Origin of the sequence: Homoserinibacter sp. YIM 151385, from assembly GCF_027912415.1 — a bacterium.
Taxonomy (GTDB): Bacteria; Actinomycetota; Actinomycetes; order Actinomycetales; family Microbacteriaceae; genus Schumannella.
Genome location: NZ_CP115175.1, coordinates 221935 through 246585, shown reverse-complemented (window position 1 = coordinate 246585; position 24651 = coordinate 221935). Strand labels below are relative to the sequence as shown.

The 24651-nt window shown below is 73.0% G+C and carries 19 protein-coding genes and 1 other RNA gene; 12 read left to right on the top strand and 8 right to left on the bottom strand.

Translation table 11 applies throughout. The features are described 5' to 3' along the window. Positions 1-124 precede the first annotated feature (124 nt). Complete coding sequence (locus tag OF852_RS01190; RefSeq protein WP_271119990.1) at positions 125-1564, bottom strand: GuaB1 family IMP dehydrogenase-related protein; 1440 nt, start codon at positions 1562-1564, stop codon at positions 125-127. A gap of 161 nt (positions 1565-1725) precedes the next feature. Between OF852_RS01190 and OF852_RS01185 the strand changes: the two genes are divergently transcribed. Then, complete coding sequence (locus tag OF852_RS01185; RefSeq protein ID WP_271119989.1) at positions 1726-5544, top strand: multifunctional oxoglutarate decarboxylase/oxoglutarate dehydrogenase thiamine pyrophosphate-binding subunit/dihydrolipoyllysine-residue succinyltransferase subunit; 3819 nt, start codon at positions 1726-1728, stop codon at positions 5542-5544. 66 nt (positions 5545-5610) lie between these two features. Here OF852_RS01185 and OF852_RS01180 read toward each other — a convergent pair whose 3' ends face one another. After that, positions 5611-5847, bottom strand: coding sequence for an anti-sigma factor family protein (locus OF852_RS01180; RefSeq protein WP_271119988.1), 237 nt, complete (start codon positions 5845-5847; stop codon positions 5611-5613). Continuing rightward, on the bottom strand, positions 5844-6494 hold the full coding sequence (locus tag OF852_RS01175) for a sigma-70 family RNA polymerase sigma factor (RefSeq protein WP_271119987.1): 651 nt from the start codon (positions 6492-6494) through the stop codon (positions 5844-5846). Before OF852_RS01175 ends, OF852_RS01180 begins: the two co-directional genes overlap by 4 nt. Before the next feature lie 108 nt (positions 6495-6602). Here OF852_RS01175 and aroA point away from each other — a divergent pair, with 108 nt between their 5' ends. The 10 genes from aroA (at position 6603) to sufU (ending at position 18703) form a co-directional block, all read left to right on the top strand. Next, the gene (aroA, locus tag OF852_RS01170; protein WP_271119986.1) at positions 6603-8024 is read left to right on the top strand and encodes a 3-phosphoshikimate 1-carboxyvinyltransferase; all 1422 of its coding nucleotides are present in this window, start codon (positions 6603-6605) and stop codon (positions 8022-8024) included. Between the two features lie 13 nt (positions 8025-8037). Continuing rightward, complete coding sequence (rsgA, locus tag OF852_RS01165; RefSeq protein WP_271119985.1) at positions 8038-9072, top strand: ribosome small subunit-dependent GTPase A; 1035 nt, start codon at positions 8038-8040, stop codon at positions 9070-9072. Continuing rightward, entirely contained in the window at positions 9069-9857 is a 789-nt protein-coding gene (locus OF852_RS01160; protein ID WP_271119984.1) for an inositol monophosphatase family protein, read from the top strand. The genes rsgA and OF852_RS01160 overlap by 4 nt, the downstream gene beginning before the upstream one ends. A gap of 88 nt (positions 9858-9945) precedes the next feature. Further along, positions 9946-10464: a septum formation family protein gene (locus OF852_RS01155; RefSeq protein WP_271119983.1), complete on the top strand. Its 519-nt coding sequence runs from the start codon at positions 9946-9948 to the stop codon at positions 10462-10464. 128 nt (positions 10465-10592) lie between these two features. Next, complete coding sequence (locus tag OF852_RS01150; RefSeq protein ID WP_271119982.1) at positions 10593-12869, top strand: glycoside hydrolase domain-containing protein; 2277 nt, start codon at positions 10593-10595, stop codon at positions 12867-12869. Continuing rightward, entirely contained in the window at positions 12866-14134 is a 1269-nt protein-coding gene (locus tag OF852_RS01145; protein WP_271119981.1) for a glycosyltransferase, read from the top strand. The genes OF852_RS01150 and OF852_RS01145 overlap by 4 nt, the downstream gene beginning before the upstream one ends. 74 nt (positions 14135-14208) lie before the next feature. After that, positions 14209-15555 carry an O-acetylhomoserine aminocarboxypropyltransferase/cysteine synthase family protein gene (locus OF852_RS01140; RefSeq protein ID WP_271119980.1) on the top strand — a complete coding sequence of 449 codons (1347 nt, stop codon included), beginning with the start codon at positions 14209-14211 and terminating at the stop codon, positions 15553-15555. An 8-nt stretch (positions 15556-15563) separates the two neighbouring features. After that, positions 15564-16883: an LLM class flavin-dependent oxidoreductase gene (locus tag OF852_RS01135; protein WP_271119979.1), complete on the top strand. Its 1320-nt coding sequence runs from the start codon at positions 15564-15566 to the stop codon at positions 16881-16883. Between the two features lie 72 nt (positions 16884-16955). Further along, positions 16956-18251 carry an aminotransferase class V-fold PLP-dependent enzyme gene (locus tag OF852_RS01130; RefSeq protein WP_271119978.1) on the top strand — a complete coding sequence of 432 codons (1296 nt, stop codon included), beginning with the start codon at positions 16956-16958 and terminating at the stop codon, positions 18249-18251. Continuing rightward, the gene (gene sufU / locus OF852_RS01125; protein WP_271119977.1) at positions 18248-18703 is read left to right on the top strand and encodes a Fe-S cluster assembly sulfur transfer protein SufU; all 456 of its coding nucleotides are present in this window, start codon (positions 18248-18250) and stop codon (positions 18701-18703) included. Before OF852_RS01130 ends, sufU begins: the two co-directional genes overlap by 4 nt. 175 nt (positions 18704-18878) lie before the next feature. Here sufU and ssrA read toward each other — a convergent pair. Then, positions 18879-19249, bottom strand: a transfer-messenger RNA (tmRNA) gene (gene ssrA / locus OF852_RS01120). 118 nt (positions 19250-19367) lie between these two features. Between ssrA and OF852_RS01115 the strand changes: the two genes are divergently transcribed. Continuing rightward, positions 19368-20048 (top strand): SIMPL domain-containing protein, encoded by a 681-nt coding sequence (locus OF852_RS01115; protein ID WP_271119976.1) that lies wholly within the window; start codon positions 19368-19370, stop codon positions 20046-20048. Between the two features lie 546 nt (positions 20049-20594). Here OF852_RS01115 and OF852_RS01110 read toward each other — a convergent pair. The 4 genes from OF852_RS01110 to ftsE all read right to left on the bottom strand — a co-directional run bounded on the left by OF852_RS01110 (position 20595) and on the right by ftsE (position 24551). Continuing rightward, positions 20595-22058: an MFS transporter gene (locus OF852_RS01110; RefSeq protein ID WP_271119975.1), complete on the bottom strand. Its 1464-nt coding sequence runs from the start codon at positions 22056-22058 to the stop codon at positions 20595-20597. A gap of 64 nt (positions 22059-22122) precedes the next feature. After that, a complete protein-coding gene (gene smpB, locus OF852_RS01105) occupies positions 22123-22599 on the bottom strand; it encodes an SsrA-binding protein SmpB (RefSeq protein ID WP_271119974.1) in 477 nt (158 codons plus the stop codon). A gap of 69 nt (positions 22600-22668) precedes the next feature. Next, positions 22669-23583 carry a permease-like cell division protein FtsX gene (ftsX, locus tag OF852_RS01100; RefSeq protein ID WP_271119973.1) on the bottom strand — a complete coding sequence of 305 codons (915 nt, stop codon included), beginning with the start codon at positions 23581-23583 and terminating at the stop codon, positions 22669-22671. Beyond that, positions 23580-24551, bottom strand: coding sequence for a cell division ATP-binding protein FtsE (gene ftsE, locus OF852_RS01095; protein ID WP_271119972.1), 972 nt, complete (start codon positions 24549-24551; stop codon positions 23580-23582). Before ftsE ends, ftsX begins: the two co-directional genes overlap by 4 nt. Positions 24552-24651 lie beyond the last annotated feature (100 nt).

The following is a 24651-nucleotide window of genomic DNA, read 5'->3' as shown; positions in this document are numbered from 1 at the left end:
CACCGGCAGGGGTCTATGGGTTGGCGCTGACGTCTGAGACGGAGGGTCATCCATGGTCCGGCGAGTCTAGCGGCACGCCCCGCTCCCCCGCCTGAGCGATCGCCGACAGGTGGGGATGCGGCGATCACCAGGAGACAGGGAGCGCCTTGCCCTCCTCGTAGCCCGCCGCGCTCTGGAAGCCGACGACGGCGCGCTCGCGGAACTCGGGCAGCGTCGCCGCGCCCGCGTAGGTGAAGGAGCTGCGCACGCCCGAGGTGATCATGTCGAGCAGGTCCTCGACGGAGGGCCGGAGCGGATCGAGGTAGATGCGCGAGCTCGAGATGCCCTCCGCGAAGAGCTCCTTGCGGGCGAGCTCGTAGGCGTCGAGCCTCGAGAAGCGGGCGTGGACGGCCTTCGTGGAGGCCATGCCCCAGCTCTGCTTGAACACGCGCCCGTCCTCGTCGGTCTCGAGCGCGCCGGGCGCCTCGATCGTGCCCGCGAACCAGGAGCCGATCATGACGGAGCTCGCACCGGCCGCGAGGGCGAGCGCGACATCCCGCGGGTAGCGCACGCCGCCGTCGGCCCAGACCGAGGCGCCCAGCTCGCGGGCGGCCTCCGCGGTCTCGAGCACGGCCGAGAACTGCGGCCGGCCGACGGCCGTCATCATGCGGGTCGTGCACATCGCGCCCGGCCCGACGCCGACCTTGAGGATGTCGGCGCCGGCGGAGACGAGGTCGCGCACGCCGTCCGCGGTGACGATGTTGCCCGCGACGATCGGGATGCCGAGCTCGAGTCCGCTCACCTGCTCGAGCGCGCGCAGCATCCCCTCCTGGTGTCCGTGCGCGGTGTCGACGACGAGCACGTCGACGCCGGCCTCGGCGAGGGCGCGCGCCTTGCCCGCGACGTCGCCGTTGATGCCGACGGCGGCCGCGACGCGGAGGCGCCCCGAGCCGTCGAGCGCGGGGCGGTAGATCGTGGAGCGGAGGGCCGAGCGGCGACCGAGCGCGCCCACGACGCGGCCGTGCCGGCGGACCAGCGCGAACTCGATGCCCGCCTCGGCCATGAGGTCGAAGGCGGCGCGCGGGCCGTCGAGGTCCTCCGCGTCGAGGGATGCCGTGCCGCCGGCCACGAGGTCGCCGATCCGCGCGTCGGGGAGCGCGGTCGCGAGGCGCTCCGCGGGGACGGCGCCGAGCTCCGCGCCGTCCGCGTCCCGGACGAGCACGCCCGCGCCCACGAGGGCGGGTGTGAGGGCGAGCGCCTCGCGCACGGTCTGCTCCGGGCGGATCTCGAGCGGGGCGTCCCACGCGATCGGCTGCTCCTTCACCCAGCGGATCGCGCGGTCGAGCTCCTGCAGCGGCAGGTCCTGCGGCAGCACGCCGAGCCCGCCGCGGCGCGCGAGCACCGCCGCGAGCCGGTGGCCGGTCACCGAGTTCATGTTCGCCGAGACGATGGGGATGCCGGCCCCGGTGCCGTCGTCGGGCGCGAGGTCGACCGCGAGGCGGCTCGCGATCCCCGATCGGCTCGGCGTCAGGAAGACGTCCGAGTAGGTGAGGTCGTGCGCGGGGATCTGGCCGGAGAACCGCATGCGCCCACGGTATCCGCGAAAGCTGGGCTTTCTCAGGGGCGGCGCCCGACGCGACGCGCCGCGCGGCCCCGCCCGAGACGTTAGGCTTGACCGCGGCGCCTCCAGCGAGGGAGACGCGATTCCTGACGCAGCGATAGAGAACTGAGAGTGGGCGGTCGGCCTTGTCGAGCCACGTGACCGGAACGGTGCCTGAGGACGCGAACTCGGGCGAATTCGGAGCCAATGCATGGCTCGTCGACGAGATGTACGAGCGGTACCTCGTCGACAGGGACTCGGTCGACCGGAGCTGGTGGCCGATCCTCGAGAACTACGGGAAGACCGCCGAGGCCGACCCGACGCCGACCACCGCCATCCCGGTCCAGCCGGCCACCTCGGAGGCATCGGCGGCACCCGCCTCGCAGGAGGGCGGCGAGCCGCAGATCCCCGCCGAGGTCCCCGGCACCGACGAGGCGGCCCCGCCGCCCGCCGCCGTCGAGGCGGCCCCCGCGACCGGCAGCACCCCCGTCGCCGCGCGCACGACCTCCGTCCAGGCGCGCCCCCAGCCGATCCCCGCGCAGGCCCCGCAGACCGCGTCGACGCCCGCGCAGGACCCGGCCGCCGAGGCGCAGCCCGTCGTCACCGCCCTCAAGGGCATGGCGAAGACCCTCGCGACGAACATGGACGCCTCCCTCACGGTCCCGACCGCGACGAGCGTGCGCACCATCCCCGCGAAGCTGATGATCGACAACCGCATCGTCATCAACAACCACCTCCGCCGCGCCCGCGGCGGCAAGGTCTCCTTCACGCACCTCATCGCCTGGGCGATCGTCCGCACCCTCGGCGAGTTCCCCAGCCAGAACGTCGGCTACGCGGAGGTCGACGGCAAGCCCTCGCTCGTCGTCCCGCCGCACGTCAACCTCGGCATCGCGATCGACCTCCCGAAGCCGGACGGCACCCGCTCGCTGCTCGTCCCGAGCATCAAGAAGGCCGACACGATGGACTTCGCCGAGTTCCTCGGCGCCTACGAGGACACCGTCAGCCGCGCGCGCGCCAACAAGCTCACGGCCGCCGACTTCCAGGGCACCACGATCTCGCTCACGAACCCGGGCGGCATCGGCACGGAGCACTCGGTTCCGCGCCTCATGAAGGGCCAGGGCTGCATCGTCGGCGCGGGCGCCCTCGAGTACCCGGCCGCCTTCCAGGGCTCCGCCGAGAAGACCCTCGTCGAGCTCGGCATCGGCAAGACGATCACGCTCACCTCGACCTACGACCACCGCGTCATCCAGGGCGCGGGCTCGGGCGAGTTCCTGAAGCGCATCCACGAGAAGCTCATCGGCGGCGAGGGCTTCTACGAGGACATCTTCTCGGCCCTCCGCATCCCCTACGACCCGATCCACTGGGCGAAGGACATCAACGTCGACCTCTCCGAGCGCGTCGGCAAGACCTCCCGCGTCCAGGAGCTCATCAACGCCTTCCGCGTGCGCGGCCACCTCATGGCCGACGTCGACCCGCTCGAGTACCTGCAGCGCTCGCATCCCGACACCGACATCTCGAGCCACGGCCTCACCTTCTGGGATCTGGACCGCGAGTTCGTGACGGGCGGCTTCGGCGGCAAGCGCGCCGCCAAGCTCCGCGACATCCTCGGGGTCCTGCGCGACTCCTACTGCCGCACCACGGGCGTCGAGTACATGCACATCCAGGACCCGGCGCAGCGCGCCTGGTTCCAGGACCACCTCGAACGCCCCTACGAGAAGCCGACGCACGACGAGCAGCTCCGCATCCTCGGCAAGCTCAACGAGGCCGAGGCCTTCGAGACCTTCCTGCAGACCAAGTACGTCGGCCAGAAGCGCTTCAGCCTCGAGGGCGGCGAGTCGACGATCCCGCTGCTCGACGAGATCCTGCAGGGCGCCGCCCAGGCGGGCCTGCAGGAGGTCGCGATCGGCATGGCGCACCGCGGCCGGCTCAACGTCCTCACCAACATCGCGGGCAAGACCTACGGCCAGATCTTCCGCGAGTTCGAGGGCACCCAGGACCCGCGCACCGTGCAGGGCTCGGGCGACGTGAAGTACCACCTCGGCACCGAGGGCACCTTCACGAGCGCCACCGGCGAGCAGGTGCCGGTCTACCTCGCGGCGAACCCCTCGCACCTGGAGGCCGTCAACGGCGTCCTCGAGGGCATCGTCCGCGCGAAGCAGGACCGGGTCACGGACGGCATCGGCTCCGCGCTCCCGATCCTCGTGCACGGCGACGCCTCCATGGCCGGCCAGGGCGTCGTCGTCGAGACGCTGCAGATGTCGCTGCTGCGCGCCTACCGCACGGGCGGCACGATCCACCTCGTCATCAACAACCAGGTCGGGTTCACGACGCCGCAGTCCGAGGCGCGGAGCTCCGTGTACTCGACCGATGTCGCCAAGACCATCCAGGCGCCGATCTTCCACGTGAACGGCGACGACCCGGAGGCGGTGGTCCGCGTGGCTCAGCTCGCCTTCGCGTACCGCCAGGAGTTCAAGCGCGACGTCGTCGTCGACCTCGTCTGCTACCGCCGTCGCGGCCACAACGAGGGCGACGACCCCTCGATGACGCAGCCGCTCATGTACAACCTCATCGAGGGCAAGCGCAGCGTGCGGACCCTCTACACGGAGGCCCTCGTCGGCCGCGGCGACATCACGCAGGAGGAGTACGACCAGGCGCACAAGGACTTCCAGGAGCGCCTCGAGCGCGCCTTCGCGGAGACCCACGCGGCGCAGACCGGCTCCCTCCCGGTCGTCACCTCCGACGGCCGAGCCGTCGCCGACCTCGAGCGCCCCGACTCGCAGCAGGCGGAGGACGTCGCCCGCGACGGCTCGCAGACCGCGATCGAGGAGGCGCTCGTCCACCAGATCGGCGACGCCCACGGCAACCCGCCGGCCGGCTTCACGGTCCACCCGAAGCTCCAGCAGCTGCTCAGGAAGCGCGTCGACATGAGCCGCAACGGCGCCATCGACTGGGGCTTCGGCGAGCTGCTCGCGCTCGGCTCGCTCCTCACGGAGGGCGTGCCGGTCCGGCTCGCCGGCCAGGATGCGCGTCGCGGCACCTTCGTCTCCCGCCACGCCGTGCTCCACGACCGCGAGAACGGCCAGGAGTGGCTGCCGCTCGGCAACGTCACCGAGGATCAGGCGAAGTTCTGGATCTACGACTCGCTCCTCAGCGAGTACGCCGCCCTCGCCTTCGAGTACGGCTACTCGGTCGAGCGCCCCGACGCGCTCGTGATGTGGGAGGCGCAGTTCGGCGACTTCGTCAACGGCGCCCAGACCGTCATCGACGAGTTCATCTCCGCGGCCGAGCAGAAGTGGGGTCAGCGCTCCGGCGTCGTGCTCCTCCTCCCGCACGGCTACGAGGGCCAGGGCCCGGATCACTCCTCGGCGCGGATCGAGCGCTTCCTGCAGCTCGCCGCCGAGGACAACATGATCGTCGCGCGCCCCTCGACGCCCGCGTCGTACTTCCACCTGCTGCGCCGCCAGGCCTACGCCCGGCCCCGCAAGCCGCTCATCGTCTTCACCCCGAAGTCGATGCTCCGGCTCCGCGGCGCGACGAGCGAGGTCCAGGACTTCACCTCGGGCGCCTTCCAGCCGGTCATCGACGACGCCCGGGTGCAGGATGCCGGGGCCGTCACGCGGGTCCTGCTCCACGCCGGCAAGATCCACTACGACCTCGTCGCAGAGCTCGGCAAGCGCGACGACGACGGCACGATCGCCCTCGTCCGCGTCGAGCAGTTCTACCCGGTCCCGGTCGACGGCCTGCGCGCCGTGCAGAACCGGTACCCGAACGCGGAGCTGGTGTGGGTCCAGGAGGAGCCGGAGAACCAGGGCGCCTGGCCGTTCTTCAACCAGGAGGTCGCGCCGCAGCTCGACCGCCCGATCCGCGTCGTCTCGCGTCCGGCCTCCGCGTCCCCCGCGGCGGGCTCGACGAAGCGCAGCAACGCGGAGCAGACCGAGCTCATCGGGCGGGCGCTCGAGCGGTAGGCTCACGACCTCGCTGGTCGAGGAGCGCCGCCGAAGACGGCACTCCTCGACGAGCGTGGAGACGCGCTAGAGGCTCGGCTGCTGCAAGCGCTCGAGGATCGCCGAGCGGAGCTGCTCCGGCGCCTTCTCGGGGCAGGCGCGCTGCAGCTTCTGGGTGAGCGTCAGCCCCACGAGGTGCTCGGTGGTGCAGTCCTCGCAGTGGGCGAGGTGCTCGGTGATGTCGCGGAAGTCCTCCGCGCTGAGCTCCTGGTGCAGGTACTCCTCGAGCTCGGCTTTGGCCTTGTCGCAGCCGCAGTCGGTCATCGCGTGCTCCCGGTGGTGGTCGATTCGGTCGAGTAGCCGCGCTCGCGCGCGTAGTCCGCGAGGCGCTCGCGCAGGAGGCGGCGTCCGCGGTGGAGTCGGCTCATGACCGTGCCGACGGGGGTCTTCATGATGTCCGCGATCTCCTGATACGCGAAGCCCTCCACATCCGCGAGGTACACGGCGAGCCGGAAGTCCTCGGGGATCGACTGCAGCGCCTCCTTGACGTCGCTGTCGGGGAGGTGGTCGATCGCCTCCGCCTCGGCGGAGCGCGTCGTGCGGCCCTGGCTGAGCGACTCGGCGTCGCCGAGCTGCCAGTCCTCGAGCTCGTCGATGGAGTTCTGGTACGGCTGGCGCTGGGCCTTGCGGTACTGGTTGATGTAGGTGTTCGTGAGGATGCGGTACAGCCAGGCCTTCAGGTTGGTGCCCTGCTTGAACTGCCGGAAGGCCGCGTAGGCCTTCACGTAGGTCTCCTGCACGAGGTCCCCGGCATCCGCCGGGTTGCGGGTCATGCGCATGGCGGCCGCGTAGAGCTGATCCATGAAGGGGATCGCCTGCTCCTCGAACAGCCGGCGGGCCTCGCCGGGCTCGAGCTCGGCGCGCGCGGTGTCGTCGACGTCGTAGTCCGCGTCGAAGGTGTCGTCGTCCATCGGGACGGATTCTACGTCCGTCCCCCGGGTCGACAGCGCCACGAGCGTCATCCGGCCTCCGTTCACAGCCTCCGCGGGGGTCGCGGAGGGCGATATCGTGGTCAACCGATGCAGATCACGCCGTATTCCGCGCCCGACTTCGACCCCTACGGCGATCGGGACACGCCCGACGAGGAGGGCGGTCCCTGGATCGCGCCGACGGCGAGCGGTCCCCTGGCGGCCCGGCTCCGCATCCCCGGGTCGAAGAGCCTCACGAACCGCGAGCTCGTGCTCGCCGCGCTCGCCGACGGCCCCTCGCTGCTGCGGGCGCCGCTGCGCTCGCGCGACACCGCGCTCATGGTGGAGGCGCTGCGCTCGCTCGGGGTCGCGATCGAGGAGGTGCCGGGCGAGGGCGGCTTCGGCCCGGACCTGCTCGTGACCCCGCCCGAGGAGCTCACGGGCTCGACCTCGATCGACTGCGGGCTCGCGGGCACCGTCATGCGCTTCGTGCCGCCGCTGGCGGCGCTCGCCCTCGGCCCGGTCGCCTTCGACGGCGACGAGCACGCGCGCAGGCGCCCGATGCGCACGAGCATCGAGGCGCTCCGGGCGCTCGGCGTCGAGGTCTCCGACGAGGGGCGCGGCGCGCTCCCCTTCACCGTCCACGGCTCGGGTGCGATCCGCGGCGGCGAGCTCGAGATCGACGCCTCGGCCTCGAGCCAGTTCGTCTCGGGCCTGCTGCTCGCCGCCCCGCGCTTCGAGGAGGGCCTGCGGCTCCGGCACACGGGCGAGCGGCTGCCGAGCCTCCCGCACATCGAGATGACGATCCACGCGCTCCGCGCGCGCGGGGTCGAGGTCGCCAGCCCCGAGCCCGGGGTGTGGTCGGTCGAGCCCGGGCCGATCGGCGCGCTCGACGTCGACATCGAGCCGGATCTCTCGAACGCGGCCCCCTTCCTCGCCGCGGCGCTCGTCGCGGGCGGGACGGTCTCGATCGACGGCTGGCCCGCCTCCACCACCCAGGTCGGCGACGACCTCCGCGAGCTGCTCCCGCGCCTGGGCGCCGAGGTGCGGCTCGAGGAGGGCACGCTCACGGTCGACGGGGGCGCCGGCGTGCTCGGCGGCTCGCGCCCTCCCGCGCTCGACCTCGACCTCTCGACGGGCGGCGAGCTGGCGCCCGCGATCGTCGCCCTCCAGGCCTTCGCCGAGGGGCCCGGGACGGTCACCGGGATCGGGCACCTCCGCGGCCACGAGACCGACCGGCTGATGGCGCTCGCGGCGGTCTTCGCGGATGTCGGCGGGCAGGTCACGGAGCTCGACGAGGGCCTCGCGATCACGCCGCGCGCGATGCACGGCGGCCCGTGGCGGGTCTTCGCCGACCACCGCATGGCGACCGCCGCCGCGATCGTCGGGCTCGCGGTCGAGGGCATCGCGGTCGACGACATCGGGGCCACCGCGAAGACGCTGCCCGAGTTCCCGGAGCTCTGGGCGCGGATGCTGCGCGGCTCGGAACCCGAGCCGGCGGGCCCGGCCGGCATCGACCTCCTCGGACTCTGAGCCGGACGCGCGCGTGAGCTGGCTGCCGGGCGTCGACGACGACGACGAGTACGAGGAGTGGGACGAGTCCGCCGCGCGGGTCCGCCCCAACCCGAAGGCGAACCGTCCGCGCACGAAGCGGCGCCCCGAGCACGAGGACGCGGTCGTCGGGCGCGTGCTCACGGTCGACCGGGGTCGCTACGGCCTCCTCGTCCACGAGGGCGAGCCCGAGGAGCGCGAGGTCACCGCGACGCGCGCCCGCGAGCTCCGCACGCAGTCGATCGTGACGGGCGACCGCGTGGATGTCGTGGGCGACACGAGCGGGGACGAGGGCTCGCTCTCGCGCATCGTCCGCATCCGCGAGCGCACGACGCTGCTGCGACGCAGCGCCGACGACACGGACGAGGTCGAGCGCATCGTCGTCGCGAACGCGGACCAGCTCATGATCGTCGTCGCCGCGGCGAACCCGGAGCCGCGCCCGCGGCTCGTCGACCGCTACCTCGTCGCCGCCTACGACGCGGGGATCGCGCCGCTCCTCGTCGTCACGAAGACGGACCTCGCGGACCCGGCGCCCTTCCTCCGGAACTTCGCGGGCCTCGACCTGCCCGTCGTCACGAGCGCGAAGGGCGAGGCGCCCCTCGACGCCCTGGCGCCGCTCCTCGACGGCCGGACGACGGTCGCGGTCGGGCACTCCGGCGTCGGGAAGTCGACCCTCGTCAACGCCCTCGTGCCGAGCGCGGGGCGGGCGACCGGCCGAGTCAACGAGGTGACGGGCCGCGGCCGGCACACCTCCTCCTCCACCGTCTCGTACCGCGTGCCCTCGGGCGGCTGGATCATCGACACCCCCGGCATCCGCTCCTTCGGACTCGGCCACGTCGACCGCGACAGCATCCTCCGCGGCTTCCCCGACCTCGCGGCGATCGCCGAGGACTGCCCGCGCGGCTGCACGCACCTCGCCGACGCGCCCGACTGCGCGCTCGACGAGGCGGCGGAGCGCGGCGAGCTCGACGAGGTGGGCCGACTGCGGCTCGACTCCCTGCGCCGCCTCCTCGCTACGCTGGCGGGGTGACGGAGTACAGCCTCGCCGACGACCTCTCGACCGCCCTCGCCCTCGCGGCCGAGGCCGACCTCATCTCGCTCGAGCGATTCCGGGCGCGCGATCTCGACGTCTCGCTGAAGGCCGACGCCTCCCACGTGACGGATGCGGACACCCGCGTCGAGCGCGTCATCCGCGAGCACCTGCAGGCGGCGCGACCCGGGGATGCGATCCTCGGCGAGGAGTTCGGCACGGAGGGCGAGTCCTCCCGGCAGTGGATCGTCGACCCGATCGACGGCACCGCGAACTTCATGCGCGGCGTCCCGATCTGGGGCACCCTCATCTCGCTCGTCGTCGACGGCGTCCCGCAGGTCGGCGTCATCAGCGCGCCCGCGCTGGGCCGGCGCTGGTGGGCCGCGACCGGCCACGGAGCCTGGGTGCGCGAACTCGACCGCGAGCCCCGCCGGATCGAGGTCAGCGCGATCTCGAGACTCGACGAGGCCGCCGTGAGCTACAACAGCTTCAAGGGCTGGGACGACGCCGGGCGCCTCCCCCAGCTCACCGCCCTCAACCGCGCGGTCTGGCGCTCGCGCGCGATCGGCGACCTCTGGTCGTACATGCTCGTCGCGGAGGGCGCGCTCGACGCCGCGGGCGAGCTCGACCTCAAGCCCTGGGACATCGCGGCGCTCGCGCCCATCGTGCGCGAGGCGGGCGGCCGCTTCACCTCGCTCGACGGCGCCGACACCATCTGGAACGGCACGGCGCTCGCGAGCAACGGCCGCGTCCACGATCTCGTGCTCGATCTCGTCCGGGCCTGACTCGCTCGGCGTTCTCTCAGCTTGTAGGATTCATGAGCGCTCCGCGCCTTTCCTCCCCACGAGCATCCTGAGATCGAGAGACCCTGCCATGGCATCCCGCACCCGTCCCCGCTTCGCCCGTCTCGCCGCGCTCGGCGCCATCGCCGCGCTCGGCGTCGCACTGAGCGGCTGCAGCGTCATCAACGAGCTCACCGGCGGCGTCGAGCGCGACGAGGACGGCCAGGTCGTCACCGGCAACGAGAACGCCGACGTCTTCTCGATCAAGATCGGCGACTGCATCGACAGCGACGCGCTCTCCGGCGAGATCGACTCCGTGCCGATCGTCCCCTGCTCGGAGGAGCACGACGCCGAGGCCTTCGCGAACGTCCTCCTCGAGGACGGCGACTACCCGAGCCAGGACGTCATCGACCAGGCGGCCGAGGAGGCCTGCTACACCGACAACTTCGAGGAGTTCGTCGGCGTCGCCTACGACGACTCGGAGCTCGACGCGACCTACCTCTCCCCCACGCAGGAGAGCTGGACGAGCGGCTCGGACCGCGAGATCCTCTGCCTCATCACCGACCCGGCCGGCAAGTCGACGGGCTCCCTCGAGGGCGCCGACCGCTGAGCCCTCGCGCGACGGCTGATCGTCGCGCGGATTTCACGCACGCGTAACACGAGCGGGCGGCCCGGCACGTAGCGTCCCATCATGGGACCGACGCCGCCGTGCCGCCCGTCGCTGCGCGAGGGGACCGCGTGATCGAGCGCGTCGACCCGTTCATCGGCACCGAGGCGACCGAGCTGCCGCCCCCGAGCGGCATCGCGGCGAGCTGGTGGTGGCCGAAGCCGCAGATCGGCAACACCCACCCGGGCGCGACGCACCCGCTCGGCATGGTCTCGGCGTGCGCGTACTCCGGCGCCTATCCGACGGGCTACGGCCGCTACGACCTCGCGACCGAGGGCGTGCCGCCGACGCTCCACGACCGGCAGCTCGCCTCCGGCTTCACGCACTTCCAGCAGTCCGGCACGGGCGCGATCCGCAAGTACTACAACTACCTCCGGGTGACGCCCATGGTGGTGCCGCTCGACGAGCTCGGCGCCCGGTGGGAGATCACCGAGGAGGAGGCCTCCCCCGGCCGCTACGCCGCGACGCTCGCCTCCGGGGTGCGCGACGAGATCACGGTCGGACCGAAGAGCGCCGTCCACCGGGTGACCTTCCCCGCGGCGCGGAGCGCGCGCGTCGTCATCGACTTCTCGCTCGGCGGCCTCGACATCCCCTACGGCGCGACCGTGCCGCTGCGCGCGCAGCTCGAATCGGTCGGCCCCGGCATCGCGCAGGGCGAGATCGTCGTCGAGGGCACGCCGCTCGCGGTGCACATCGAGTGCGACGCCGAGGACTGGCGCCAGATGCTCTGGTACGACCGCCGGCTCATGCCGGGCGGCAGCCGCCTCGACTTCAGCCACATCCGCCCCACCACGCTGCGGCCGTTCGGGCTGATGTGGGCGGGACCCGCGGAGGCCGGCCGCACGGTCGAGCTGCGGATGGGCTTCTCGCTCCGCGGCGTCGAGCAGGCCCGCGAGAACCTCCGGCGCGACCTCGGCGCCGACGGCGGCTTCGCGGAGCGCCGGGACCGCACGGCGAAGGCCTGGCGGCGCGAGCTCCGCAAGGTGTCGATCGAGACGGCCTCCGAGGAGCGCGAGACGGTCTTCGCGACCGCGCTCTACCACTCCCTCATCAAGCCGTGCCTGGCCCGCGACGAGAGCCCGTTCTGGCCGACCTCGGGCCCATTCGCCTTCGACCTCAGCACCATGTGGGACATCTACCGCACCCAGCTGCCGCTGCTCACGACGCTCATGCCGGAGCGCGCCGTCGAGCTCGCGAACGCCCTCCTCACGATCTGCGAGGAGGAGGGGAACTTCCCGATCGGCTACCGGATGGCCCGCGGCAGCGACCGGTTCTCACGGCAGGGCAGCGCGCTGGCGCACACCTTCCTCGCCGACCTCTGCCAGCTCGGGCTCCCCGGCATCGACTGGGACTGGGCGCTCGTGCACATGCACGCCGACCTGCGGCGCACCTACGGCGAGGACTTCCTGCTGCACGGCGAGGCGCATCCCATCAGCCACACGCTCGATCTCGCCTTCGGCTACTGGTGCACCGCGAAGGTCGCCGAGCGGATGGGCGACCGGGCGCTCCTCGAGGAGCTGCGGCCGCTCGCGGCCCGCTGGGCGAACGCCTACGACCGGGAGACCGGGCTGCTCAAGGACTCGACCTTCTACGAGGGCAGCCGGTACAACTACTCGTTCCGGCTGCAGCACGACATGGCCGGCCGGATCGCGCTGAGCGGCGGCGAGGACGCCTTCGTCGCCCAGCTCGACCGCTTCTTCGGGATCGGGGCGGATGCGGTGCGCCAGCCCGGCGTCGCACCGGGACTCGACGAGATGGCCGCGGGCTACGCGCTGGGCCGCTTCGAGGGGCTCAACAACGAGCCCGACATGGAGGCGCCGTGGGCGTACCACTACGCCGGCCGGCCGGATCGCACGGCCGAGATCGTGCACGCCGCCCTCCACCAGCAGTTCGGCACGGGACGGGGCGGGCTGCCCGGCAACGACGACTCCGGGGGCCTCAGCTCCTGGCTGGTCTGGGCCACCCTCGGGCTCTTCCCGGTCGCCGGCCAGAACGTGCTGCTCGTCAACGCGCCCGCCGTGAAGCGCGCCGACCTCCGGGTGGGCGAGGAGCGCTTCGCGATCCGCACGCGCGGGTTCCGCGAGCCCGAGCGCGACGGGCCGGCGCAGTACGTCCAGACCGTCGAGCTCGACGGCGCGACGGTCGAGGGCGGCTGGATCCCGGGCGACGCCCTCCACCGCGGCGGCGAGCTGCTCGTGACCCTCGGGCCCGAGCCGAGCGGCTGGGCGAGCTCGGCGGCGCACCGGCCGCCCTCCTCCCCCGGCGCGTCCTCGCCGCAGACGGCCGCCGCATCCCCGGCCGCACCTCCCACGACCACCACCGCACCCACCGCAGGAGCCGCATCATGACCGACCGACGCCTCGTGATCGTCGTCCGAGCCGACCCCGTGATCTGCGGGCACAGCGTCGAGGCGCGCAACCTCGCCGAGGTCGCGCTGACGCGCGGCTTCGACGAGGTCCGCATCGTGACCTGGCCGATCGAGCGGCTCGAGGCGAGCGGCCTGCCGCTCAAGCCGCTCGACCGGGTGCTGCCCTACAGCCCGGGGATCGTCGTCGAGCGCCCCGCGCCCGTCGGCGACTACAAGGTGCCCGACGGCCGCTACCTGGCGGGGCTCACCGGCCGCCTCGTCGAGCTCTTCACCGACGGCGTGCCGACCGTCGCGCTCTCCCTCTACCTCTCGCCGCACACGATCGCGGTCGCGGACGCGGTGCGCGCCGCACGCGCCACCGGCCTGCCGGTCGACGTGCAGACGATCGCGGAGGCCGTCGGCTCCGACGTCACGAACGTCGTGCGCGCCTGCCTCGACCGCGACGAGTTCGGCGCCGCCGCCCACATCCTCACGAGCTACCTCTCGCAGGACCACGTGGTCGCGGTCTCCGACTACACGCGCGAGCTCATCATCGCCTCGGCCGCCGAGATCGACGTGCGGCACGGCACCGCCTTCGCGGCGCAGGTGCGCGACCGCGTGCGCGTCTCCTACCCCGCGATCGACACGAGCGCCTACCTCGACCTCGACCCGTCGCGGACGGCGGCCGTGCTCGCCTCCCGCGGGCTCGAGCCGGAGGGCTACATCCTGTTCCTCTCGCGCCTGCAGCGCGCGAAGGGGGTCGACGACCTCATCGCGGGCTTCGAGCGCGCGTCGCGCGTCGGCGACAAGGTGCTCGTCATCGCGGGTCGCGGTCCCGAGGCGGCGGCGCTCCGCGAGCGCGCCGCGGCCTCCCCGGCGGCCTCCCGCATCCGCTTCCTCGACGACGTCGACGACGAGGAGAAGCCGCACCTCATGGCCGGCTGCGCGAGCTACGTGCTGCCGAGCAAGGCGACGCCGGAGTTCGTCGAGACCTTCGGCATCGCGCTCGCGGAGAAGATGCTCGCGGGCGGCGGACCCGTCATCACGGCCCTCACGGGCGGGATCGGGGAGGCGGTGGGCGAGCACGCGACCATCGTCCCCGTCGAGGATGCCGACGCCATCGCGGCGGCGATCGACGGCTCGCTCGAGCTCGACCCCGCGGAGCGCGCGCGACGCGCGGACGCGGCCCGCGCCCACGCGATGCAGTTCGATCGGGCCGTCGTCTTCGACCGCCTCGTCGCGCCGCTCGAGCGGGTGCCCGCCTAGGACCGCCGGAGGCCGCCCGCAACGCGGCGTCACACGGCTTCGCGCGGCGCGGACGGCGTGCGAGCATGGCCCGCATGTCCGCGACGTGGGAGCCCGAGCCGCACGGCTTCGCGACCGCGCAGGTCCACGCGGGCGCCTCGCCCGACGGCGACCACGGCGCCCGCATCCCCCCGATCCACCTCACCGCCGGCTTCGTCTTCGAGGACTTCGACACCGCGCGCGACCGGTTCGCGGGCGAGGCCGATGGCTACACCTACACGCGGATGGGCAACCCGACCGTCGAGGCGGTCGAGCGGCGCATCCAGGTGCTCGAGGGGGGCCTCGGCGCGCTGCTCGTCGCGAGCGGGCAGGCGGCCGTGACGACGGCGCTCCTCGCCCTCGCGGGCTCCGGCGACCATCTCGTCGTCTCGAGCGCCATCTACGAGGGCACCCGCGGGCTCGTCCGCGACGACCTCGGCCGGCTCGGGATCGCGGTCGACTTCATCGACGACCCGCTCGACCTCGCCGCGTGGCGCGCCGCGATCCGCCCCGAGACGCGCGCGCTCTTCACGGAGTCGATCGCGAACCCCGGCACCGACCTCGTCGACACGGGGGCGATCGCGGCCCTCGGGCGCGAGCACGGCGTGCCGCTCGTCGTCGACAGCACCTTCGCGACGCCCTACCTCTTCCGGCCCGCCGAGCACGGGGCCGCCGTCGTCGTGCACTCGGCGAGCAAGTTCCTCGCCGGGCACGGGGCCGCCCTCGGCGGGGTCGTCGTCGACGGCGGCTTCGACTACCCGGCGGAGCGCTTCCCGCACCTGCATGCACCGCATCCCTCGCTCGGCGGCGACAGCTTCGCGGGCCGATACGGACGGCAGGCGCTCGGCGCCTACGCGCGCGGCGTCGTCGCCCCGCGGTTCGGGCCCGTGCTCTCGCCGCTCAGCGCCTTCGTCATCCAGCTCGGGATCGAGACGCTGTCGCTGCGGATGGCGCGGCAGACCGCGAGCGCGCTCGCCCTCGCGACCTGGCTCGCCGAGCAGCCCGCCGTCGAGCGCGTCGACCACGCCGCCCTCCCCGGCAGCCGCCACCTCGAGCTCGCGCGCCGCGACTTCCCGCGCGGTGTCGGCGCGGTGTTCTCCTTCACCGTGCGCGGCGGGGAGCCGGCAGCGCGAGCGGTCCTCGGCGCGGTGCGGCTCGCGAGCCACATGACGCACGTCGGCGACGTGCGGACGCTGCTGCTCCACCCCGCCACCACCTCGCACGCGCAGCGCACCCCCGAGGAGCGGCGCGCGGGCGGCGTCGAGGACGGCACCCTGCGGATCTCGGTCGGCATCGAGGAGCTCGAGGACCTCCGCGCCGACCTCGGCCGAGCGCTCGACGCCGCCACGGCCGCCACCTCGCCGGACCGGGAGCGCGAGTCGGCTGCGGCCGCCGTCGCCTAGGAGCGCCCATGACCCGGATGCAGCACCTCGGCTGGTTCTTCTCGCGCGGCTTCGGCCCGCAGGGCTGGAAGCGGCCCTCCCAGCGCTGGGACTGGCGCTGGACCGACCCCGCGATCTACCAGCAGGCCGTGCGCGAGCTCGAGCAGGCGGGCCTCGACCTCGTCATCGCGGAGGACGCGATCTCGCTCGGCACGGAGGAGACCCTCGACGTGCGCATCCGCGAGGCCTACGGCGGGCCCAAGCTCGACCCGCTCCTGCTCGCGCCCTACCTGTTCCAGGCCACCCGCTCGATCGGCGTCGCCCCGACCGTGAACGCCGGCATCACGCCGCCGTACCTCGCCGCGCGGCAGGCGGCCACGCTCCACCATCTCAGCCGGGGGCGCTTCGGCCTCAACGTCGTGACGGACGTCAAGAGCGCACGGCACGTCGGCCTCCCCGAGCTCGCCCACGACGCCGCGTACGAGCGCGCCGAGGAGTGGACCTCGCTCCTGCGGCGCCTCTGGCGCAGCTGGGGCGATGGCGCGCTCGTCGAGGATGCGGAGACGGGACGCTACGCGGACGCCTCGAGGCTCGACGCCTTCCGCCACGAGGGCGAGCACTTCCGGGTCGCGGGGCCGCTCAACGCGCCGCCCTTCGGGGACCTGGGCGAGCCCGCCATCGTCTCCCCCGGCGGCTCGGGCCCCGGCCTCGCCTTCGCGGGACGCAACTCGGACGTGCAGCTCGCGCTCTCGCCGCTCGACGTCGACTCGATCCGCGCCTACCGGGCCCGCATCCACGAGGCCGCCCGCGAGCACGGGCGCAGCGCCGCCGGCATCCGCATCCTCTTCGTCGTGAAGCCCGAGCTCGTCTCGAGCCCCGAAGAGGCGGACCGGCTCGTGCGCGCCTCCGCCTCGCCCGACGACGCGGCGATCGCGGACATCCTCGCGGGCCAGTCGAGCGATCTCGAGACCGATCTCACGGTGCTCGACTGGGACCGGCCGCTCGACCCGGCGATCTTCGGCGACCACGTCTCGCAGGGCACCATCCGCGGCCTGCGAGGCCCCTACGAGCGCTTCGAGGATGCGACGCTGCGGGAGCTCGCGGCTGCGAAGGCCCGCCGGCGGCGCCTCCCCGACGGCGGCACGGTCGGCACCGCCGAGGAGCTCGCCGATGTGCTCGAAGCGCTCGGCGACGACGCCGACAACGACGGCATCATCCTCTCCGGCGACCTCCACCCCGTCACGGTGCACCGCATGCTCGACGAGCTCGTGCCGGTGCTGCGCCGACGCGGCGTCCTCCGCACCGAGTACGGCGACGGCGGCATCCGCGCCAACCTCTTCGACTTCTGACAGCGGCGGCCGCCCGATCGCGAGACAATGGGTGGTCCGCGCACCGCGGAACGGCCGAGCACCAGAGCGAGCATGACGACGACCACGAGCACCGCACCCCTGAGCGACGACGAGATCCGCCGCATCCGAGCCGACTTCCCGATCCTCGGCGAATCGGTCAACGGGCGGCCGCTCGTGTACCTCGACTCGGGCGCCACCTCGCAGCGTCCGCGCACCGTGCTGGATGCCGAGCGCGAGTTCGCCGAGCACCGCAACTCCGCCGTCCACCGCGGGGCCCACACGCTCGCCGCCGAGGCGACCGAGGAGTTCGAGCAGGCTCGCGAGCGCATCGCCGGCTTCGTCGGCGTCGGCGCCGACGAGGTGGTCTGGACCGCGAACGCGACCGCGGGCCTCAACCTCGTCGCCTACGCGCTCTCGAACGCCGCCGTGCAGGAGGAGCCCGCGATGCGCGAGCTCGCCCTCGAGCCGGGCGACGAGATCCTCGTCACCGAGCTCGAGCATCACGCGAACCTCGTGCCGTGGCAGCAGCTCGCCCTCCGCACCGGCGCGGTGCTCCGATTCATCCCCGTCGACGACGACGGCGCGCTCGTGCTCGACGAGCTCGACGCGCTCCTCGGCGAGCGCACCCGCGTCGTCGCGCTCGCGCACGTCTCCAACGTCATCGGGACCGTCTCGCCGATCGCGCCCGTCATCGCCCGCGCGCGCGAGGTCGGCGCGCTCGTCGTCCTCGACGCGTGCCAGTCCGCCCCGCAGCTCCCCCTCGACCTCCGCGCGCTCGACGTCGACCTCGCGGTCTTCTCCGGCCACAAGATGCTGGGGCCCTCGGGCGTCGGCGTCCTCGCGGGCCGCCGCGAGATCCTCGCCGCGCTGCCGCCCGTCACGACCGGCGGCTCGGTCATCACGCGCGTCACGATGGAGCGGTCCGAGTTCCTCCCGCCGCCGCAGCGCTTCGAGGCGGGCACGCAGCCGGTGTCGCAGGCGGTCGGGCTCGCGGCGGCCGTCGACTACCTCGAGTCGCTCGGCATGGATCGCGTGGCGGCGCACGAGCGCGAGCTCGGTGCGCAGATGGTCGACGGGCTCGCCGCGATCCCGGGCGTGCGGGTCCTCCGCGGGGCGCCCGGCGCGGAGCGGGTCGGTCTCGCGAGCTTCGCCCTCGAGGGCGTGCACGCGCACGACCTCGGCCAGTTCCTCGACGACCGGGGCATCGCGATCCGCGTCGGCCACCACTGCGCGCAGCCCCTGCACCGTCGCCTCGGCCTCACCGCCACGGCTCGCATGAGCGCCGCCGTCTACACGACGGCCGAGGAGGTCGAGCTCGCGCTCGCCGCCGTCCGCGACGCCGCCGGCTTCTTCGGGGTGCGCGCATGAGCTCCGCCGACCTGCAGACGCTCTACCAGGAGCTCATCCTCGATCATTCGCGAACCCCCGAGGGCCGCGGCGACACGAGCGGGCTGGCGCACCGCTCGCACCAGATCAATCCGACCTGCGGCGACGAGATCACGCTCGGCGTCGAGCTCGGGGCCGGCCGCGTCATATCGATCACCTGGGAGGGCGAGGGCTGCGCGATCTCGCAGGCCTCCGCATCCCTCCTCTCGGAGCTCGCGACGGGGCTCGAGGTCCCGGTGCTGCACGAGCGCATCGAGCGCTTCCGCGAGGTGCTGCGGTCGCGCGGACGCGAGGAGCTCGACCCCGAGCTCTTCGGCGACGCCGTCGCGCTCGGCGGCGTCTCCCGCTACCTCGCGCGCGTGAAGTGCGCCATGCTCGGCTGGGTCGCGCTCGAGCACGCGCTCGAGAGCGCCGAGGGCGCCGGCCGCTCCTGACGCCGCCCGCGCCTGACGCTGATTCAGGAGTGCGCGCCGCCCGGGCCTCAGGGCGGCGCGCCGAAGCCGGGCGCGCGGCAGCACATCCCGAATCCGCGCTGGCGCGAGCGTGCGAACAGACCGGACGCGAGCAGGACGCGGTACGCGACTCCGACAGCACGTGATGACGACCTGATGGTGGAGATGGGGGGAATCGAACCCCCGTCCACTGCTGCGGTCATGCGCCTTCTACGGGTGTAGCTCGTGAAAGCGTTCTGCTCGGCCCCGACCTTTGCCACGAGCATCCAGGTCGACGGGCCCAGCCTCAGTTCGAGTCCCGCGACGCCCTGAGGCGCGACGTCGCAGCGAGCCCCCTTGCTGACGCCAGGATCCGGGACGGGGGCGAGCCCGGACTGACGGACTTACGGCCTGGCCTTAGGCGGCGAGGGCGAAGTCGGTGCGCTTGGAATTGGCACCTATGGTTTGCCGGGAGCGTTCACGAGATAACCCGGCATCCTCGACCCGCTTCTCGCAGTCTCACAGGCAATGTCGAAACCGATCATCCCCGTGCTCGCTCGCCGCCGGATCAGCCGGCGGGGCGGGTCGTCATCACGCGCTGTGGAGTTGCGAAGCCGCACGGGTGACGTGCGGTCTCGCAGTCTATCGCGGATGCGAGGATGTGGCCATGAGCGAGACCATCATCACCGTCCGGGGACACCATGAGGCCTGGTTCCCGGCCGAGCGTGCGACCGTCCGCCTCACGATCGGCTTCGAGGGGTCACGACGGGAGCCCGTGTTCCAGCGGGCGACGGATGCCGCCGCCGCCGTCACGGCCGGCATCCGGGCGCTGCACGACCCCCAGGCGGGCCCCGTGACCTGGTGGTCGGCGGACTCGATCCGGGTGTGGTCGCATCGCCCGTGGAACCAGGACGGGAAGCAGCTGCCGCCCGTCTTCCACTCCGCGCTCGCCGCGACGGCGAAGTTCCGGGACTTCGACGCGCTCGCCCGCTGGATCGAGCAGACCGCCGAGCTGGGCGGCGTCACGATCGACGGGGTCGGCTGGGCGCTCACGGAGGCGAAGCGCACGGCCGTGACCGCGGAGGTCCGATCGCGGGCGGTGCGCGATGCGAGCGACAAGGCCCGCGTCTTCGCGCAGAGCATCGGGCTGGGCGAGATCACGCCGATCGCGCTCGCCGATCCGGGCATGCTCGGCGACCCGGGCGGCCCCGGCGCCTCGGGCGGCGCCGGCGACGGCTCCATGAGCCGCATGATGAAGGCCGGCGGCGGGGCGGGCGGCACACTCGCCTTCGCGCCGGAGGACATCAGCATCTCGGCGAGCGTCGACGCGCGCTTCGTCGCGCGCTGAGCCGGCGGGCGGCGCCGCTCAGCCGCGCGGGCCGATGCCGAAGAAGCGGCGCAGTCCGCTGAGTTCCGCGGCGGCAGGCGCGGGCTCCGGCGACGTCGCGATCGTCGCGCCGCCGGGGGCGAGGGCGGGATCGTCCGGCAGGATCGATCCGCCGCGCCCCCGTCGGATGCCAGATGGGATGCCGGGCTCCGCCGGCGGGACGAGCAGGCTCGGCCCCCGTCGACGGCGAGGAGGGCGAGGCCGGCCGCGGTGCCACGGTCATCGCGCCGGGTGCGGCGACACCGGGTGCCGGGGGCTGCGGACCGCGCGCGAGCGGCTCGCCGAACGCCGCATCGAAGCGGTGATCGAGGCGCGCGGGATGCGCGACGGCCGGGAGGTGGGCCGGCGCGAAGGCCACGTCGAATCGACGACCGAGGTCGTCGGACTGCTGCTCGGAATGCATCGGGGGACTGCTCTCCGCATCGACGCGTCGGGTCGGACGCCCGCCGGGGGTGCGGGAGGTCGATGCTGCCTCATGGCCCTCGTTCGGGGGCGCTGAGCAGAACTCTACAAGGTCGCGGCCTCGCGCGCGGCATGCCGCCGACGGCGGAGATCCAGCAGCCCGAAGACGAGCGCGGCGACGACGAAGGCGACGCTCACGGCGACCGCGTTCCGGTAGGCGTCGTGATAGACCACGAGCTCTGCCGCATCCCCCGTCTCCAGCGTCAGGGTCGCGTAGAACGCGGCGGTCGCGGCCGCGAGCCCGACCGCCGTGCCGATCCGCTGCCCGAGCTGCGCGATGGAGCCGGCGACCCCGCCCGAGACGACGGGGATGTCGGCGAGCAGCAGCGTCTGGTTCGGCGAGATGACGGCACCGCCGCCCACGCCCGCGACGAGCATGCCCGCGGCGATGCCCCACGGCGCCGCCTCCGCCGGGAGGAGGATGCCGAGCAGCGCCGCCGTGGTGAAGCCGGTGGCGACGACGGCCGTGCCCCCGACGACGAGCGCGCGGCCGAAGCGGTCGACGACGCGTCCGCTCAGCCACGAGGTGATCGCCGACACGAGCGCGAAGGGGATCGTCACCATGCCGGCGAAGACGGGCGCCAGATGCAGCCCCTGCTGCAGGTACAGCGTCAGCGTGAGGAAGGTCGCGGGCATCGCGGCGAAGTAGAAGGTGCCGACGAGGATGCCGTTGCGGTAGCTCGGGATCCGGAGCAGCCCGAAGTCGACGACGGGGGTCTCGCCGCGCGCCGCGACCCGGCGCTCCCAGACCACGAAGGCGGCGCCGGAGGCCGCGAAGAGCACGAGCCACCACCAGCGCGCCGGATCGTCGGAGTCGGAGCCGGTCGTGAGCACGAAGGGCAGCATGAGCGCGAGCACCGCGATCCCGAGCAGCACGATGCCGACCGGGTCGAGCCCCGCGCCGCCCGCCTGGTGCGCCTGGCGTCGCGGCAGCAGCCGCCACGCGATCGGGAACAGGATGAGCACGAGCGGCACGTTCATCCAGAACAGCAGCCGCCAGCCGTCCTCCGGGCCGCCGATCGCGATGAGGAGGCCGCCGAGCGTCGGCCCGAAGGCGGTCGAGAGGCCGATGATGGCGCCGAAGAGCCCGAAGGCACGGCCTCGGTCCGGCCCCTGGAAGAGCTGTTGCAGGAGCCCGAACACCTGCGGCATGAGGATGCCGGCGGAGGCGCCCTGGAGGATCCGCGCGACCGCGAGGGTCACGACATCCGGGGCGAGCGCGCAGACGAGGCTCGCGAGCGCGAACACCCCGAGGCCCACGAGGAACAGGGTGCGCCGCGAGCGGAGGTCGCCGAGGCGCCCGGCCGGCACGAGCAGGAGGCCGAAGGCGAGCGCGTAGCCCGCGACGATGAGCTGGAGCGCGGTCGGGCCGGCGCCGAGCGCGGTCTCGATCGACGGGAGCCCGACGTTGACCTTCGAGAGGTCGAGGATGGTGAGGGAGGCCGCGGCGACGCACACGGCGAAGATGCGCCAGCGGTGCTCGGGCGGGCGCGTGGGGGAATCGGTCATCCGCACCAGCCTATTCCCGCGCGAGTCCGTCCCGCGGGCGCGCGACGAGGGGTGACGCCCGCGCTCACTCCCCGAGGCGGTTGCGGGTCCGCATGGCGCGCTCCGCCTCGCGCCTGTCCTGCTTCTCGCGGAGGGTCTGGCGCTTGTCGTACTCGCGCTTGCCCTTCGCGACCGCGAGCTCGACCTTCGCGCGGCCGTCGCTGAAGTAGAGCGACAGCGGGATGAGCGTGTAGCCGCCCTCCTTGGTCTTGTGGCTCATCTTCACGATCTGCTGCTTGTGGAGGAGCAGCTTGCGCTTGCGCCGCGGCGCGTGGTTGTTCCACGTGCCCTCGGTGTACTCCGGGATGTGGACGGCATCCAGCCAGGCCTCGCCGCCCTCGATGAAGGCATAGCCGTCGACGAGCGAGGCGCGCCCCTGGCGGAGGGACTTCACCTCGGTCCCGCTGAGGACGATGCCGGCCTCCACGGTGTCCTCGATGAGGTAGTCGTGGCGCGCGCGGCGGTTCGACGCGACGACGCGCTGACCCTGCTCCTTCGGCATGGGACCCCTCCTCCTGGATCGACGGCCGCGGTCGCGGCAGCCCTCCAGACTACCAGCGCGCGGGCGCGATCAGACCTTGAGGTAGCGGCGGATCGCGAAGCTCGATGCCATGGCGGCCAGCAGCGCGCCGAGGCCGAGCAGGATGGGCACGACGACGAGGGCGTCCCGCAGCCCGATGAAGGCGGTGTCGGCGAGGGTGTCCGCCAGGTAGCCCTGCACGAAGAAGCGCACGAGCGCGACCACCGCACCGCCCGCGAGCAGCGAGCCGACGAGCGCCGCGACGACGCCCTCGATCACGAACGGCGTCTCGATGAAGCGGTTCGAGGCGCCGACGAGCCGCATGATCCCGAGCTCGCGGCGGCGCGAGAAGGCGCTGAGCCGGATGGTCGTCGCGATGAGGAGCACGGCCGCGACCAGCATGAGCGCCGCGATGCCGATCGCGGAGTAGCTCGCGGCGTTGAGGATGTCGAAGATCGGCTGGAGGTACTCGCGCTGGTCGACGACCTCCTCGACGCCCGGCGAGCCGGTGAGGCTGTCGATGATGACCTCGGATCGGTTCGCGTCCTTGAGGTTCACCCAGTAGGCCTCGGGCAGGATGTCGGGGGTCACGAGCTCCGTGACGGCGGAGCCCTCGAACTGGTCCATGAAGTTCTCGTAGGCCTGCTGGTGGTCCTCGAACTCGACCCGGTCGACGTAGGGCTCCAGCGTCGGCGACTCGAGCTGTTGCCGCACGGTCGCGATCTGCTCCTCGGTCGCGTTCTGCCCCTCGCAGTTCGGCGAGGAGGAGATGTCGGTGCAGAGGTAGACGGCCACCTGAGCGCGGTCGTACCAGTAGCCCTTCATCTGCCCGACCTGCATCTGCATGAGGATCGCGGCGCCGACGAAGGTCAGCGAGATGAAGGTCACGAGCACGACGGAGATGACCATCGAGAGGTTGCGGCGCAGGCCCTGGCCGACCTCGCTGAAGATGAGGCCGAGGTTCACGGACGCTTCTCCTCGCGGTCGTCATCCCGCGGCTCGGGCGCGCGCTCGCGGCCGGGGAGCTGGATGGATGCGGTGGCGCGGGCGACCGCGGAGGCGAGCGCCGACTGCGGGTCGACCGGCTCGGCGGGGGTTCGCGCGGACTGCGCCGCCGGCGCCGCCGGCGCCGCCGGCGCGACGGGCTGGGCGGCCGGCCGGACCGGCTCCGCCGCTGGCGTCGGGGACGCCGCCGGGGCCGGGGCCGCCGCGGCATCCCGCTCGGCCGCCTTCCGCTGCACGGGGATCGCCTGCGTCTGGTAGCCGCCGCCGCGCTCGTCGCGGACGACGCGGCCGCCGACGAGCTCGATGACACGGCGCTGCATCTCGTCGACGATGCCGACGTCGTGCGTCGCCATGATGACGGTCGTGCCGTTCGCGTTGATCGAGGAGAGCAGCGACATGATGCCGGCGCTCGTCGCGGGGTCGAGGTTGCCGGTCGGCTCGTCGGCGAGGAGGATCGCCGGCTTGTTCACGACGGCGCGCGCGATCGCGACGCGCTGCTGCTCGCCGCCCGAGAGCTCGTGCGGGAGGCGGTTCTGCTTGCCGCCGAGGCCGACGAGCTTGAGCACGTCGGGCACGGCCTCCTGGATGAAGCCCTTGCTCTTGCCGATCACCTGGAGCGAGAAGGCGACGTTGTCGAAGACCGTCTTCTGCGGGAGCAGGCGGAAGTCCTGGAAGACGACGCCCAGGCTGCGGCGGAAGTACGGGACCTTGCGGCTGGGCAGCGAGCCGAGCTGCTGGCCGAGCACGTGGATCTGGCCCTTCGTCGGCTTCTCCTCCTTGAGGACCAGCCGCAGGAAGCTGGACTTGCCGGACCCGGAGGCGCCGACGAGGAAGACGAACTCGCCCTTGAGGATCTCGAGGCTGAGCCCGTCGAGCGCGGGGCGTGCGGTGCCGCGGTAGGTCTTGGTGACCGAGTCGAATCGAATCATGGCGAGTCCAGGCTAAGGACGCGCCCCGGATGCGCGGTGCGCGACACCCCAGGGCGCGGAACTCCCAGGGTGCCCCGTTCGAGGGCCCGTGGGACCCGCC

Excerpts from the sequence above, each read along its gene's own strand:
- OF852_RS01175 (WP_271119987.1), bottom strand. The coding sequence starts at position 6,494 with ATGGACGACGACACCTTCGACGCGGACTACGACGTCGACGACACCGCG.
- OF852_RS01140 (WP_271119980.1), top strand. The coding sequence starts at position 14,209 with ATGTCCGCGACGTGGGAGCCCGAGCCGCACGGCTTCGCGACCGCGCAG.
- smpB (WP_271119974.1), bottom strand. The coding sequence starts at position 22,599 with ATGCCGAAGGAGCAGGGTCAGCGCGTCGTCGCGTCGAACCGCCGCGCG.
- OF852_RS01155 (WP_271119983.1), top strand. The coding sequence starts at position 9,946 with ATGGCATCCCGCACCCGTCCCCGCTTCGCCCGTCTCGCCGCGCTCGGC.
- OF852_RS01115 (WP_271119976.1), top strand. The coding sequence starts at position 19,368 with ATGAGCGAGACCATCATCACCGTCCGGGGACACCATGAGGCCTGGTTC.
- sufU (WP_271119977.1), top strand. The coding sequence starts at position 18,248 with ATGAGCTCCGCCGACCTGCAGACGCTCTACCAGGAGCTCATCCTCGAT.
- OF852_RS01145 (WP_271119981.1), top strand. The coding sequence starts at position 12,866 with ATGACCGACCGACGCCTCGTGATCGTCGTCCGAGCCGACCCCGTGATC.
- OF852_RS01110 (WP_271119975.1), bottom strand. The coding sequence starts at position 22,058 with ATGACCGATTCCCCCACGCGCCCGCCCGAGCACCGCTGGCGCATCTTC.
- OF852_RS01135 (WP_271119979.1), top strand. The coding sequence starts at position 15,564 with ATGACCCGGATGCAGCACCTCGGCTGGTTCTTCTCGCGCGGCTTCGGC.
- OF852_RS01130 (WP_271119978.1), top strand. The coding sequence starts at position 16,956 with ATGACGACGACCACGAGCACCGCACCCCTGAGCGACGACGAGATCCGC.
- OF852_RS01190 (WP_271119990.1), bottom strand. The coding sequence starts at position 1,564 with ATGCGGTTCTCCGGCCAGATCCCCGCGCACGACCTCACCTACTCGGAC.
- OF852_RS01180 (WP_271119988.1), bottom strand. The coding sequence starts at position 5,847 with ATGACCGACTGCGGCTGCGACAAGGCCAAAGCCGAGCTCGAGGAGTAC.
- aroA (WP_271119986.1), top strand. The coding sequence starts at position 6,603 with ATGCAGATCACGCCGTATTCCGCGCCCGACTTCGACCCCTACGGCGAT.
- ftsE (WP_271119972.1), bottom strand. The coding sequence starts at position 24,551 with ATGATTCGATTCGACTCGGTCACCAAGACCTACCGCGGCACCGCACGC.